The organism is Antiquaquibacter oligotrophicus (assembly GCF_020535405.1).
GTDB lineage: Bacteria > Actinomycetota > Actinomycetes > Actinomycetales > Microbacteriaceae > Rhodoglobus > Rhodoglobus oligotrophicus.
In genome coordinates this window covers 2,254,947-2,269,268 of sequence record NZ_CP085036.1, presented here as the reverse complement: position 1 = coordinate 2,269,268, position 14,322 = coordinate 2,254,947, and the positions used below count along the sequence as shown (strand labels likewise).

The 14,322-nt window shown below is 65.6% G+C and carries 12 protein-coding genes; 6 read left to right on the top strand and 6 right to left on the bottom strand.

Features of this window, described 5'->3' with window-relative positions:
* Positions 1-18 precede the first annotated feature (18 nt).
* The gene (locus LH407_RS10965) at positions 19-501 is read left to right on the top strand and encodes an Rv3235 family protein (RefSeq protein ID WP_322133952.1); all 483 of its coding nucleotides are present in this window, start codon (positions 19-21) and stop codon (positions 499-501) included.
* Here the strand turns inward: LH407_RS10965 and secA are convergent.
* From secA to mtrA, 6 genes are all read right to left on the bottom strand, one after another.
* Positions 498-3,305 (bottom strand): preprotein translocase subunit SecA, encoded by a 2,808-nt coding sequence (gene secA / locus LH407_RS10960; RefSeq protein WP_322133953.1) that lies wholly within the window; start codon positions 3,303-3,305, stop codon positions 498-500. The two genes, LH407_RS10965 and secA, sit on opposite strands and share 4 nt — an antisense overlap.
* A 119-nt stretch (positions 3,306-3,424) precedes the next feature.
* A complete protein-coding gene (gene hpf / locus LH407_RS10955) occupies positions 3,425-4,099 on the bottom strand; it encodes a ribosome hibernation-promoting factor, HPF/YfiA family (RefSeq protein WP_322133954.1) in 675 nt (224 codons plus the stop codon).
* Between the two features lie 41 nt (positions 4,100-4,140).
* Positions 4,141-4,836 (bottom strand): ComF family protein, encoded by a 696-nt coding sequence (locus tag LH407_RS10950; protein WP_322133955.1) that lies wholly within the window; start codon positions 4,834-4,836, stop codon positions 4,141-4,143.
* 63 nt (positions 4,837-4,899) lie between these two features.
* Positions 4,900-6,555 carry an LpqB family beta-propeller domain-containing protein gene (locus tag LH407_RS10945; protein ID WP_322133956.1) on the bottom strand — a complete coding sequence of 552 codons (1,656 nt, stop codon included), beginning with the start codon at positions 6,553-6,555 and terminating at the stop codon, positions 4,900-4,902.
* Positions 6,548-8,155, bottom strand: coding sequence for an MtrAB system histidine kinase MtrB (gene mtrB, locus LH407_RS10940; protein WP_322133957.1), 1,608 nt, complete (start codon positions 8,153-8,155; stop codon positions 6,548-6,550). The genes LH407_RS10945 and mtrB overlap by 8 nt, the downstream gene beginning before the upstream one ends.
* 2 nt (positions 8,156-8,157) lie before the next feature.
* On the bottom strand, positions 8,158-8,838 hold the full coding sequence (mtrA, locus tag LH407_RS10935) for an MtrAB system response regulator MtrA (protein ID WP_322133958.1): 681 nt from the start codon (positions 8,836-8,838) through the stop codon (positions 8,158-8,160).
* 400 nt (positions 8,839-9,238) lie between these two features.
* On the opposite strand from mtrA, the gene LH407_RS10930 reads away from it, so the two are divergent.
* The 5 genes from LH407_RS10930 to LH407_RS10910 are packed head-to-tail and all read left to right on the top strand — an operon-like array spanning position 9,239 to position 14,313.
* Entirely contained in the window at positions 9,239-10,186 is a 948-nt protein-coding gene (locus LH407_RS10930; RefSeq protein ID WP_322133959.1) for a hypothetical protein, read from the top strand.
* Positions 10,183-10,827 (top strand): DUF4129 domain-containing protein, encoded by a 645-nt coding sequence (locus LH407_RS10925; RefSeq protein ID WP_322133960.1) that lies wholly within the window; start codon positions 10,183-10,185, stop codon positions 10,825-10,827. The genes LH407_RS10930 and LH407_RS10925 overlap by 4 nt, the downstream gene beginning before the upstream one ends.
* A complete protein-coding gene (locus LH407_RS10920) occupies positions 10,824-12,002 on the top strand; it encodes a DUF4350 domain-containing protein (protein WP_322133961.1) in 1,179 nt (392 codons plus the stop codon). Before LH407_RS10925 ends, LH407_RS10920 begins: the two co-directional genes overlap by 4 nt.
* Positions 12,003-12,036: 34 nt before the next feature.
* Entirely contained in the window at positions 12,037-12,993 is a 957-nt protein-coding gene (locus tag LH407_RS10915) for an AAA family ATPase (protein WP_322133962.1), read from the top strand.
* Between the two features lie 3 nt (positions 12,994-12,996).
* Complete coding sequence (locus tag LH407_RS10910; RefSeq protein WP_322133963.1) at positions 12,997-14,313, top strand: DUF58 domain-containing protein; 1,317 nt, start codon at positions 12,997-12,999, stop codon at positions 14,311-14,313.
* The last annotated feature ends 9 nt before the right edge of the window (positions 14,314-14,322 follow it).

The following is a 14,322-nucleotide window of genomic DNA, read 5'->3' as shown; positions in this document are numbered from 1 at the left end:
ACAGAAACGAGGCGGCGGATGCCCTCAGCACTACTCGCAGTCGATGCTCCCGTTCAGACTCCCGAGGGCGTACCCGAGCAGCATGTGCTCCCGTCCCGCGTCATCCGGGCGCGGATCGATACCGACGACTTTTTCGGCCACCAGCCCTCGTCGACATCAGAGTTGCCCGACCCAGTACCGCTCATCGAGAATCTGGCGCGCTGCGTCATCGAGATCCTCGCCGGCGCGCGTGAGCTCGATCAGATCGCGCGGTGGGTGACGGACGACGTTCACCGCCATCTGGTGCGGCGCGTGGTGCTTTCGGCGCGAGCGCGCTCCGCAAAAGGTCAGCGCGCCGTTCGACCAACCTTCACAGTGGGGTCGACTCGCACGTGCGAACCGCGCGACGGGGTCGTCGAGGCAGTCGTCATCGTTCGAGGTCGCTCGCGGGTGCGAGCAGTTGCGATCCGACTCGAGGGACTCGACCGGCGGTGGCGCGCGAGCGCCATCACCGTGCTCTAGCCGCGACGCTCCTGTGCCCGGCGCTGTGCCCGGTTCAACGGCGCGGCCTGCTCGCCATCCTCGGTGCGCTGACCGAACGCGCCACGGGCAGCGGGCTTTTGCGGCGCCGCGGGCTGAATACGTCCGCCGCCTGCGGCACGCTGAGCCTGCTGCGCCTTCGCCGTTGCCGCGCGCTCGACCTGGCCGCGCTGGTTGCGCACCTCGACATCACCCGACGCGTCGTCGCTCGGAGCCGAGTAGCTCAGCTGCGACTCTGGCGCGGTGTTCGCCGTCAGGCCACGGGCCTGAACGACGGGAGCGCCGTCGCCGGACGAGATCTCGACCTCGAGGTTGAACAGGAACCCGACGGCCTCCTCGCGGATCTGCGCCATCATCGACTGGTACAGCGCAAAACCCTCGCGCTGGTACTCGATGAGTGGATCACGCTGAGCCATCGCGCGGAGCCCGATGCCGTCCTTGAGGTAGTCCATCTCGTAGAGGTGGTCGCGCCAGCGGCGGTCGATCACGGAGAGCACAACACGACGCTCGAGCTCGCGCATCGCTTCCGTGCCGAGCGACTCCTCGCGGCGCGCGTACGCAACCTTGGCATCGGAGAGCACTTCGCGCGACACGAACGCGGCACTCGCGCGACCGCGCGCCTCGGCGAGGATCTCGTCGGGCGTGATCGACACGGGATACAGGGTCTTGAGTTCGGCGAACATCGCGTCGAAGTCCCAGTCGTCCGAGGTGCCCTCGGCAGTGTGGACGTCGACAACCTCGGTGATGACATCCTCGAGGAACTTCTGCACACGCTCCTGGAGGTCATCGCCCTCCAGGATGTGACGGCGGTCGGAGTAGATCGCCTCGCGCTGGCGGTTCAGCACGTCGTCGTACTTGAGAACGTTCTTGCGGATCTCCGCGTTCCGCGACTCCACCTGCGACTGAGCGGAACGGATGGCTCGGCTCACGATCTTCGAGTCGATGGCCAGATCGTCCGGAACGTTGCTGCGCCCCATGAGCGCCTCGGCAGCGCCCGAGTTGAACAGGCGCATGAGGTCGTCCTGCAGCGACAGGTAGAAGCGGCTCTCGCCCGGGTCACCCTGACGGCCGGAGCGACCGCGGAGCTGGTTGTCGATGCGGCGCGATTCGTGACGCTCGGTACCGAGAACGTAGAGGCCGCCCGTCTCGATGACCTTGGCTGCCTCTTCTTCGACCTCCGCCTTCACCTGCTCATACACGGCATCCCACTCGGCCTCGTACTCCTCGGGAGTCTCGACCGGGCTGAGGCCGCGGGCGTTCATCTGCGCGACGGCGAGGAACTCGGCGTTACCGCCGAGCATGACGTCGGTTCCACGACCGGCCATGTTGGTGGCGACGGTAACGGCGCCGAGGCGACCCGCCTGGGCGATGATCGCGGCCTCGCGCGCGTGGTTCTTCGCGTTGAGAACCTCGTGACGAACACCTCGCTTGGCCAGCATCTTGGAGAGCAGCTCGCTCTTCTCGACACTCGTCGTTCCGACGAGGACCGGCTGGCCCTCGGCGTGACGCGCGACGATGTCCTCGACGACCTGCTCGAACTTGGCCTGCTCGCTCTTGTACACGAGATCGACCTGGTCCTTGCGGAGCATGGGCTTGTTCGTCGGGATCGGCACGACACCCAGCTTGTAGGTGCTCATGAACTCGGCTGCCTCGGTCTCGGCCGTACCGGTCATACCGGAGAGCTTGTCGTAGAGACGGAAGTAGTTCTGCAGGGTCACGGTGGCCAGTGTCTGGTTCTCGGCCTTGACCGCAACACCCTCCTTCGCCTCGATCGCCTGGTGGATGCCCTCGTTGTAACGGCGACCCATGAGGATACGACCGGTGTGCTCGTCGACGATGAGGACTTCGCCGTTCATGACGACGTAGTCCTTGTCCTTCTTGAAGAGCGCCGACGCCTTGATCGAGTTGTTGAGGAAGGAGATAAGGGGGGTGTTGGCCGACTCGTAGAGGTTGTCGATGCCGAGGTAGTCCTCGACCTTCTCGATGCCGGGTTCCAGTACACCGACGGTGCGCTTCTTCTCGTCGACTTCGTAGTCCACTCCCGGCTCGAGGCGCTTCGCGAGCGCCGCGAACTCGGTGAACCAACGGTTGGCCTCACCCGAGGACGGGCCGGAGATGATGAGCGGCGTGCGAGCCTCGTCGATGAGGATCGAGTCCACCTCGTCGACAATCGCGAACGCGTGACCGCGCTGCACCATGTCGGCCGATTGCCACGCCATGTTGTCGCGCAGGTAGTCGAAACCGAACTCGTTGTTCGTTCCGTACGTGATGTCGGCCGCGTACTGCTCGCGGCGCTCGGCGGGAGTCTGCCCGGAGACGATACATCCGGTTGTCATGCCGAGAGCGCGGAAGATGCGGCCCATGAGTTCGGACTGGTAGCTCGCGAGGTAGTCGTTCACCGTAATGACGTGAACACCCTTGCCGGGAATCGCGTTGAGGTAGGCCGCGAGGGTGGCGACGAGGGTCTTACCCTCACCGGTCTTCATCTCCGCGATGTTGCCGAGGTGAAGCGCTGCCCCACCCATGAGCTGAACGTCGAAGTGACGCATTCCTAGTGTGCGAACTGCTGCCTCACGGACGGCCGCGAAGGCCTCGGGCAGCAGGTCGTCGAGCGACTCGCCCTTCTCGTAGCGCTCGCGCAGCTCGACGGTCTCGTTCTTCAGTTCCTCATCGGTGAGGGTTGTGAAGTCTTCCTCGAGCTGGTTCACCGCCTGCGCGTAGTTGGAGAGTCGGCGAAGCAGCCGCCCTTCGCCGACTCGCAGCACACGTTCGAGTACGTTCGCCACCAAAACTCCTTATGTCGTCGGGATGATTCCGACACGAGGGCACACTGAGAGGCCAGTGTTACCGGTTTGTAATGGTAGCAATACGCGGCTGGGAAACTCTGTGGGCTGCGCAATGCCCCCTAACGCCGGCGACCGGCGAGCTTGCGGGGTTCCTCCGCGGCCTCCTCGAGGGAGATGACACCGTAGTCCCATCCCTTCCTGCGATAGACGACGCTCGGGCGATCAGTCTCCGCATCGATGAAGAGGAAGAAGTCGTGGCCGACGAGTTCCATGTGGTCGACGGCATCCGACACCGTCATGAGGCTCGTCGGGAAGACCTTCTGGCGGATGACAACCGGCGAGTAGTCCTGCTCGGAGTCACCGTCGTCCTGAACGGGGATTTCGCCCGTGGCGACCGCGTCGATGACCTCGGGCCGCGCCGGGGTGATGTCGACGACACTGAACCCGTCTGCGGATGCTTCGCGCAGCGAGACCGGACGGTGCTTGCCGCGATGAACCTTACGCCGATCCTTCGATTGGCGGATTCGTTCGACAAGTTTGGCCATGGCGAGGTCGAATGCCACGTACTTGTCGGATCCGGATGCCTCGGCGCGCACCAGCGGGCCGGGACCGATGAGAGTCAGTTCGACGCGGTCATCGCCGCTGGAACCGCGGGTCTCCGCGTGACGAGAGACCTTGATCTCGAAGGCGATTGCCTTGTCGGCGAGGTGGGCGACTTTTTCCGACTTCTCCGTCGCGTACTCCCGGAACCGGTCCGTGACTCCCAGGTTGCGTCCGTTGATGGTGATTTCCATGGCGACCTCCAGCCGTATCACTGCGTTCGCCGCCTGGTAGGTCAGGCGGTTCCCGCGCCTTTAGCCCCACCGTAGTCTCCGACGCTGCCGATGTCACGGATTCCCCGCAACCTCGGAGTGAAGGCGAGAGCGGCGACGGCGACGGGTGCCCCTCCGACCGCCGTGATGGCTCGCGCGGCCTCCGCGACGGTGCCTCCCGTGGTGATGATGTCGTCCACGATGATGATCTTGCGCGAGGCCAGTCGGTCGCTCGCGATCATCGTGTTGGACAGGTTGACGGCGCGCTCCTCCAGCCCGAGCGTCTTCTGGGACACCGTGTGACGGGCTTGCCGCAGCCCTGTCCCGCGCGGCCAGCCAGCTCGCCGGAGCAAGAGCCCGAGTGGGTCGTAGCCGCGCCGACGGTAGGACGAAGGCGAGCGGGGCACGCGAACCACAAGCGCCTCCGGCTCGACGTCGTGCGCGGCGATGAGCGCCGCGGAGAACGCAGGTGCGAGCTCGCGCGCGACATCCGTTCGGCCCTCCTCCTTGAGCGCGAGGACGATCCGACGCACCTCCGACTCGTAGCGCAGCGACGTGAATGTCGGCACCCCCGCGACGGTGCGGGGCGTCACCGCGACGGCAAGCACGGATCGACACGTATCGCACAGGGGTCGATCGGCACTCCCACACCCCGCGCAGTCGATGGGGAGGAGAAGAGCGAGTGCGTCACGCACCGCATCGAGGAACGCTGGGGCCATCACCCGAGACTCGCACCGGTGATTCAGCACCGAGCGACATAAACGTGATCTGTGGAGAACTCGCTACTGCTTGGTGCCGAGGAAGGATGCCCGCAACCCCGTGTCGACCCATCCTCCGCTACCTCGGGGGCTCAGCACGCTCCCGTCGGCCTCGAGCACACGCAAACCAGCCGTCCCATCGTTGCCGCCCGTGATGCCGACACCCTGCCCGGCAGCGCTCAGCGCGGCGCTCGGTCCACCGATCTCGATCACGGTGACCGGCGAACTCTCCCCGGATCTCGCAATCGTGGCGACGGAGCGATCGCTCACCCACGTTGCATCGACGGGTTCACCGGAGGGGATGGGCAACTCCAGGGGTTCGCCCAACGCCGTCGGGGCGTTTGTTCCCTGCTGGCGCACGATGCCGGCAACAAGAAGCTTCGGCCCGAACGCCGTCGAGAGGTACACGAGCAATCGGGTTCCATCGCGAGAAACATCCAGCGACACCACTTGCGCGTCAGCGGGAAGGGGATTCGCGACGTTCACGGGTGTGCCGTCGGCTTCGAAGACCGCTAGGGACCCCGCGCTGCTGCGCTCCGCCGACCAGACGTAGCGGAACGGGTCGAGCCCCGGCGCCACGAGCCCCTGCCTGTCATCAATAACGGGGCTCTGAGACGAGCCCGCCTGGGCGACGGCGACACCGCCGGGTGTGAGCATCGCTGCGGTCTGCTTGTCTGCTGCGAGGGTGACAGCCGTCGCCCCGGACGAGACCACCCGGTCGCTGATGCCGGGAATGGATGCGAGCACATCTCCGGTCGCGAAACCGAAGCGCTCCCCGTCCCCCACCAGGTCGGCGCTCTCGACTCGCGGGTTACGGATCGCCACGGGGAGACCTGGCGGGGTCTGCAAGTCGATTCCGCCCACGGTCATGTCGACCGTGGCAACGTCGAGGCTCGCCGCAAGCTGCTGGCGCATGCGGTCACGATCGAGTGCGGACGCGGTGAGCGCTTCCGGACTGAGGTCGACGGTGGCAGCACCCGACACACTTTCGGCGTCCACGACCGTTGTCGCGATGGGGAAGGAATTGACGACAGCGCCCTGCTGAAGCCACGGCGCCGGACCTTTCAGGAGTTCGCGGACGATTCGTGAGGTGACCGTGGCACGGGAGGGGAACCAGCGCACATCCGGAACGAGGTACTGATAGCTGGGGTCGAAGAAGTACAGCGCCAACTCGGCGAAGACCACGTCAAAACTCGATTGGGAGAGCACGGTGCCGTCCGGCACGGCGGAAATGCGCCACTCGCCCTCTTCCTGAACGAACCCGAACCCGAGGGTCTGTGTTGCCGGCGGATCTTCGCGATAGATGCCGTTCGAGTCGACGATTGCGCGGCTGGTGAAGGTGTACTGGAGTGTGTTCTCGGTCGAACCGGGGGCTATTGAGTAACCGCCCGTCCTGATGATCGTGCTCTCGTCGGGATTCCAGTCGTCCGCGATGTTCTCGGCGAGATACTGGCGCGCGATCGCGTAACCGGATTGGGGACCGCGGAGCGCAAGCATGAAGTCGATGAGGATGTCCTCCTGTGTCGAGCCAGGTCGCGGCTCCGAGGGGAGGACAACAAGTTCCGGGTCGAACTGCTCGTCGATGATGGCCCCGGGCACAACTCCACCCGAGGTGGGTATGCCGGCGCATCCGCTGATGAGCAGCACCCCGATGACGACGCCGCCGAGTGCCCTACGCATCGTCCACCGCCACGGGAACGTCGTCGGCGGGCGGGAGATCGAGCGGGGACATCGTGATGATGCCGCCCCGCTCCCGGGGCAGAGTGAGCCGGAAGCAGGATCCCTCTCCCGGTGCTGACCAGACCTCGAGCCATCCGCCGTGGAGAGCGGCATCCTCGAGCGAGATCGCGAGTCCGAGGCCGGTTCCTCCTGTGCTGCGTTGGCGCGACGGGTCGGCGCGCCAGAACCTGTCGAAGACTCGATCCATCGCCGCCGGGGTCATCCCGATACCGTAATCGCGCACCGCGATCGCGACAGCTTCGGCGTTGCTGTCGACCCAGATGACGATGGGTTTACCCTCGCCGTGGTCAATCGCATTGCCGAGCAGATTGCCGAGGATTCGACGGATGCGACGAGCGTCAACCTCGGCCTCGAAATAGCCGCCGGGGGCGACGAGCCTCAGGTCGCTCCCCTTGGTCACCGCGAGGGCGGATACCGAATCGATGGCGTCCTCGGCGAGGCGGACCAGATTGGTCGGTTCGGCCTCCATCTCGACAGCTCCGGCGTCGTACCGACTCATTTCGAGGAGATCCGCCAGAAGCAATTCGAATCGCTCCACCTGGGTGTGGAGGAGTTCGGCGGTGCGCGCCGTCGTGGGAGGGAAGGTCTCCCGCTGGTCGTAGAGCACATCGCCGGCGAGGCGGATGGTCGTGAGCGGGGTACGAAGCTCGTGCGAGACGTCGGAGACGAAGCGCTGCTGCACTTGCGACAGGGCGGCTAACCGCTCGATCTGTTGTTGCAGGCTGTCCGCCATTCCGTTGAACGATCGGGCGAGCGTCGCGATGACGTCCTCACCCTTCTCGGGGATACGCACCTCGAGGTCACCCGCGGCGAGCCGCTCACTGGTTTGCGCTGCCAGCTGCACGGGCCCCACGACCAGACGGACAACGATGACCGTGACCGCGGCGATGAGAACGATGAGGGAGAGGCCACCCACGACGAGGGTCTGCTGGACGAAACCGAGTGTGGTCGCGGCATCCGCGATGTCGTAGACGAGGTAGAGCTCGTACTGGACCCCTCGGATGTCGAGAACGCTGCCCACAACGAGACCCGGGTGAACCGCGTCGCCAGCGGCGAGCGCTACGGATTGAGATTGTGTCCTGGCCTCCGCCGACGACTGGACCGCTGCACGCAACTCGGGCGAGATCACCGCCGCGGGATCGACGAGGCCCCGCGATTGGACGTCGGCCGGTGCGCGCGCGCCGTCCTGCCCGGGGGTACGGAGGATCGCGAACTGTGTGCCTCCCGGCGTCGAGGCGGCACTCGCGATCGCCTTGGACGCCTCGATGACGGTGACTTCGAGATCTTCCGACTGAACCTGTTCGGCGGCTTCATCGAACACACGCTGCCCGGTGAGGGTCGCGTTGGCACTCGTCGCTTCGAGCTCGGCTCGACGAGCGTCGAAGAGGTTATTGCCGACACTCAACGACATCGTTGTACCGATGATGAACACCGCGACGGCCGACAGGATGACGGTGATCGCGACGGTCCGCACCTGCAGCGATGATCGCCACAGGCGCGCGAGCCAGGCGAACCAGCCGCGCCAGTCGAGGTAGCGCATCGCTACGCGGAACTGCCAGCGCGATAGCCGACCCCGCGCACGGTCATGACGATCTTGGGGTTGTCCGGATCTTCCTCGACCTTGGACCGCAAACGCTGGACGTGCACGTTCACGAGCCTCGTGTCTGCCTTGTAGTGGTAGCCCCACACCTGCTCGAGAAGCATTTCCCGTGTGAAGACCTGTTGAGGTTTGAGGGCGAGGGCGAGCAGCAGTTCGAACTCGAGCGGAGTGAGGTTGATCGCGGTATCGCCGCGCTTGACCTCGTGCCCTGCCACATCGACGACGAGATCGCCGATCGTGAGTTGCTCCGAGGTGGATTCCGGAGTCGGGCGAAGGCGGGTACGAATACGCGCGACGAGTTCCTTCGGATTGAACGGTTTGACGACGTAGTCATCAGCTCCGCTTTCGAGCCCCTTGACGACGTCGGAGGTGTCGCTACGAGCGGTGAGCATGATGATCGGGGTGCCGGATTCCTCGCGAATCTTCGAGCACACCTCGATGCCATTCATCCCCGGCAGCATGAGATCCAGGAGCACCAGATCGGGTTTGGTTGTGCGGAACTCCTCGAGCGCGCGTGCTCCGTCCTCGCAGAATGAGGGCTCGAAGCCTTCCGACCTCAGCACGATTCCGATCATCTCACTGAGCGCGGTGTCGTCATCGACCACCAGGATTCGCGCGTTCACTAGACCTCGCAAGGGGATGTATTCAGAGCTTGAGCGTCCCTCGGATGCTTTCGCATAAGAGTAGTCGAGTGTGAAAGCATGAAGTCCACAAGAAGCCTGAGAGGCTCCAGCTCATCGTGGGAGTGAACCTGTGACCGATAACACGTCCTGGCAGGCGCCCGGCGGCTCCCCCCAAGGACCCGAGGTCACACCTCCCCCGAGCCCGTTCACCCCTCCCGCCGCACCCACACCCGTAGCCCCTCCGCCCGTAGCACCGATGGGCGGCGTACCAAGCGGCTCGCCGACTCCGCCCCCGGGATGGGCGCCCCCGCCGAAGCCAGGGCTCATTCCGCTCAGGCCTCTGACCCTCGGAACAATCCTGGGCGCGTCGTTCCAGGTGCTCCGACGCAATCCTCGGCCCATGTTCGGCTTCTCTCTGCTCGTCACCGGAGCGGTGTCGATCATCTCCGTTCTCATCGTCGGGCTTTTCGCCTTCTGGGGTGTCTCCCGAATCTCGTCTGCGTCGGGAGCGGATTCCGAGGCGATTGTGGCGGGCAGCATCGCGACGATCCTGTTGGGTTCCCTCATCCCGATCGTCTTGTCCATCGCCGCTGTCGCGGTTCTCCAAGGTGTGATCGTGCTCGAGGTGGCGCGCGGCACGCTCGGCGAAAAGCACACGTTGGCTGGACTGCTTCGCGCGGCCCGGGGCCGCATCTGGGCTCTCATCGGGTGGGCCCTGCTTGCAACCCTCGTGGTCTCACTCGCTGTGACCATCGTGGTTGTCGCGATCGTGCTCCTCGTCACCTTCGGCGGACCGGCAGGAATCGGCGTCAGCGTAGGGCTGGGGCTCTTGGCCGGCCTCGGATTCGCCGTGCTCGGGGCGTGGCTCTGGACGCGCCTATGCCTCGTCCCGACCGCGATCGTGATCGAACGCCTGCCCATCCGGCAGGCGGTGAGCAGGTCGTGGTCGCTCACCATCGGTTACTTCTGGAAGACCCTCGGTATCCAGTTGCTTGTCGCCGTCATCATTTCCGTCGTCTCGCAAGTGGTGTCGATACCGCTGTCCATCGTTATGTCGTTCGTCTCGGTGCTCATCAATCCGCAGGGCGACGTCGATGCCTCGATCGGCGTGATCGTCGTCATTTACGCACTCACGTTGCTGCTGTCGGTCGTGATCAGCGCGATCAGCGCGGTCATCCAGTCGGCCACGACCGCGCTTATTTACATCGACATCCGCATGCGCAAAGAGGGTCTGGATCTGGAGCTCGCGCGATTTGTCGAGGCGCGCCAAGCGGGAGACGACTCCGTGCCGGATCCCTATCTCGTTCGACCTTCGGCGCCCGCCCCCGCTCCCCCCGCCTACACATGATCATCGCCCCCACGACGGTGCCCGTTGATCCGGATGCCGACGAGGCCAGGGAGTGGCTCGTCACCGAGTTGTCCGGCCCCCAGTACCAGGCCGCCCGCCCGACCCTCATCGATCAGGTCGCTCAGGCGATCTGGGACTGGCTGATGTCGCTCCAGGTCGGCACCGTGCAGGGCCCGCCAGCGTTCGGCATCGCCATCGTGCTTGTGCTTGTGGCCGCCGCGGTGATCGTGGCGATCCTCGTGTTCGGGGTCCCGCGCCTGAATCGACGCAGTGCCGTGGCCGGTGCCCTCTTCGGTGAGGACGACGAACGTGACTCCGCTGCACTGCGGAAGGATGCCCAGACCGCAGCCGCTCGAGGCGACTGGAACACCGCTATCGCCGAGATGTTCCGTGCCACCGCGAAGGGGTTGGCTGAGCGGGGCATCCTGACAACGACACCCGGCACAACGGCCAGAGCGTTTGCGCTCGGTGCCTCCGAGCGATTGCCCGATCTGGCCGAGTCGTTCCAGGGTGCCGCGAAGGTGTTCGACAACGTGCGCTACCTCGGGGCCTCGGGCACCCGGGAGGAGTACGAGCTCGTGGCAGACCTCGAAGCCCACGCGCGCGAGCGACGAGCGGCGAGCGCGGTGGTGGTGGCGTGACGGCTGTGCTCGACGAGACCACGGAGGTCACCCCGACGTTGCGGGTGACCGCGCGACGCTGGGTGTCCTGGATCGCCATCGGAATCGTCGCGATCGCAGTCGCGCTCGTCTCCTTCGCCGCCGTCGGATCGGGTTCCGGCGGCCCGCCTCTGGACCCGGAAAGCCCTGCACCGACCGGAACGATGGCCCTCGTCGAAGTGCTTCGCGATCAGGGCGTCGACGTGACCGTGACACGTTCCCTCGATGACACGATCGACGCCGTGCGCAGCGCCGATGACACAACCCTCGTGCTCCACGATGTCTCCGGCATCCTCGATGGCGACCAGCTCATCAATGCAGCCTCGCTCACCTCGTCACTCGTCATCCTCGACCCGTACTTCTCCGAGCTGCGCGCGATCGCCCCCGAGGTCGCGCACGCCGGGTCGGTGACAGGAATCCTCGACGCGGATTGCGACCTCGGCGCAGTCGAACGAGCGGGCACGATCACGGGAGACGGAGTTGGTTTCCGCGTCATCGACGACACGGTGGAAGCCGAACGCTGCTTCGAGAGCGACGACGACGTGTTCTCGGTCATCCGGGTCGAGAAGGCGGACGGGGATGTCACGGTCGTCGGCGCGACAACCGCGATGACCAACGAGGCCATCGTGAATCACGGCAATGCCGCATTTGCACTGGGGCTTCTCGGAGAACGTGAGCGGTTGGTCTGGTACGTGCCGAGCTTCTCCGACATCGACGTGGGTGAATCCGACGCCGATCTCAGCCCCGCGTGGGTGATCGCGGTCATGATTCTGCTCGTCATCGTCGGCATCGCCGCTGCAGTGTGGCGGGGGCGTCGCTTTGGACCGCTCGTGATCGAAAACCTGCCCGTCACGGTCAAGGCGAGCGAAACCATGCTCGGTCGTTCCCGCCTTTACGCACGCTCGTCCTCGCGCCTGCGCGCCCTCGACGCGCTGAGGATCGGCACGATCGATCGCCTGGCAACCATGTGCGGCTTGTCACGTCACGCGACCGTCGAGGAGGTCATCGCCGCCGTCGCTGCAGTGACAGGAGGAGACATCCAGGATCTCCGGAACCTTCTCGTCGGTGCTCAGCCTCGGAACGATCGAGACCTCATCGCTTACTCCGATGCCCTTCTCACCCTCGAGCGCGATGTCGCTCGACGACTTTCACCCTGACCGCCCTCACGCCATAACCGGAGAGAATCGACCCATGACAGATACCCAGCTTCGCGAGTCCTTCGCGAGACTTCGCACCGAGGTCGGCAAGGCCGTTGTTGGCCAGGATGCCGCCGTCACGGGCCTCACGATCACCCTCCTCGCGGGCGGCCACGTGCTGCTGGAAGGTGTGCCGGGAGTTGCCAAGACACTCCTCGTCCGCACGCTCAGCCACGCGCTGTCCCTCGGAACGAAGCGTGTCCAGTTCACACCGGACCTCATGCCGGGAGACCTCACCGGTTCCCTCGTCTACGACTCCAAGGCGGGTGAGTTCGAATTCCGCGAAGGACCCGTGTTCACGAACATCCTTCTGGCCGACGAGATCAACCGCACGCCGCCGAAGACACAGTCTGCCCTGCTCGAGGCGATGGAAGAGCGCCAGGTATCCGCCGACGGCGTCACGCGCAAGCTCCCCGTGCCCTTCCTTGTCGCGGCGACCATGAACCCCATCGAATACGAGGGCACCTACACGCTCCCCGAAGCCCAACTCGACCGCTTTCTCATGAAGCTGACCCTCGATCTCCCCGCCCGCGAGCACGAGGTCGAAGTGCTACAGCGCCATGCGGCAGGGTTCAACCCACGCGACCTCGTCGCCGCCGGGGTGACACCCGTGCTCGGGGCTGAGGAACTCGCTCAGGCGCAGGCCGCCGTGGCTCGAGTCGGTGCATCCGCGGATGTCCTCGCCTACGCCGTCGACCTGGCGCGAGCAACGCGGCAGAGCCCCTCCGTCAAGCTCGGCGTCAGCCCCCGCGGCTCCACGGCGCTCCTCGCCGCGTCTCGCGCGTGGGCGTGGCTCAATGGCTTCGAGGCGATCACCCCCGATCACGTTCAGGCGATGGCACTGCCCGTGCTGCGCCACCGCATCCAGCTCCGGCCGGAGGCAGAGCTCGAGGGCGTCACACCTGACACGATCCTGCGGTCCATCCTTCAGCAGGTGCAGGTACCGATCTAAACCATGGCGATCAGCGGCTGGTTTGTGCTCCTCCTCGTCGTCGGTGTGCTGCCGACGGCCATCCTCGGCGACCCCGTCGTTGCTGCGCTGTGGTGTGGGGGCGCGGTCATTCTCGGCATCATCGACCTCGTCATCGCTGGCTCTCCCCGGCAGGTCTCGATCAGTCGAGACCTCCCGGGGCGATTGCGTCTGGGAGATTCGGCACCGTCGATCCTCACGATTGCCAACACGGGTCGCCGCACGGTGCGCGGCATCGTTCGCGACGGGTGGTCACCCTCGGCTGGCGCGCGTCCGACGCGAGTACGGATGACCGTTCCCCCGGGTGAGCGACGTTCTCGCACCTTCACGCTCCAGCCGTTCCGCCGGGGCGAACGCGGAACACGCCACGTCACTATCCGCTCCTTTGGGCCGCTCAGGCTGTGGGCTCGGCAAGCTACCCTTTCAGCCCCTGGCGCACTGCTCGTGCTGCCGCCATTCAACTCGCGCAAACACCTACCGTCGCGCCTCGCGAGGCTCCGCGAACTGGACGGCGCGACGAGTGTGATGGTGCGCGGTCAGGGCACCGAGTTCGACAGCCTCCGCGACTACGTCCGTGGCGACGACGTGCGGTCCATCGACTGGCGCGCCACCGCACGACGCAACGATCCGACCTCGGCTGACGGCCGCCGACTGGTGGTTCGCACCTGGCGCCCCGAGCGGGACAGGCGTGTTGTCATCCTCATCGACTCGGGCCGCACGTCGGCCGCGCGTATCGACAACGAACCCAGAATCGACACGGCATTCGAGTCTGCCCTCCTGCTGGCCGCTCTCGCTTCGGGTGCCGGCGACCGAGTCGATCTCGTGATCTTCGATCGACGAGTGCGCGGTCGTGTTCAGGGAGCCACCGGTGCCGAGTTGCTCTCCCGAATGGTCACCTCGATGGCCCCCGTCGAGCCCGAACTCATCGACATGGACTGGTCGTCGGTGCCGGGCATCGTGCGGTCCGTGACGTCGCATTCTGCCCTCGTTGTGCTCGCCACCGCCATCGATGCGCCCGGCGCCTCCCGCGGCCTCCTCTCTGTTTTGCCCCAACTGACGCGCAAGCACACCGTCGTCGTCTCGTCGGTCACCGATCCCGCCGTGCTCGAGGCCACACTGCAGCGCGGAACCCGAGACGAGGTGTACGACGCCGCCGCGGCAGAACGCGCACTCCTGGATCAGGCGAGGGTCGCGACCGCGATTCGGCAGTTGGGCGGCGACGTGGTGACGGGATCCCCCCAAGATCTGCCGCCGGCACTCGCCGATCGGTACATAGCGCTCAAAGCAGCGGGGCGCCTCTAGAAGTGACAA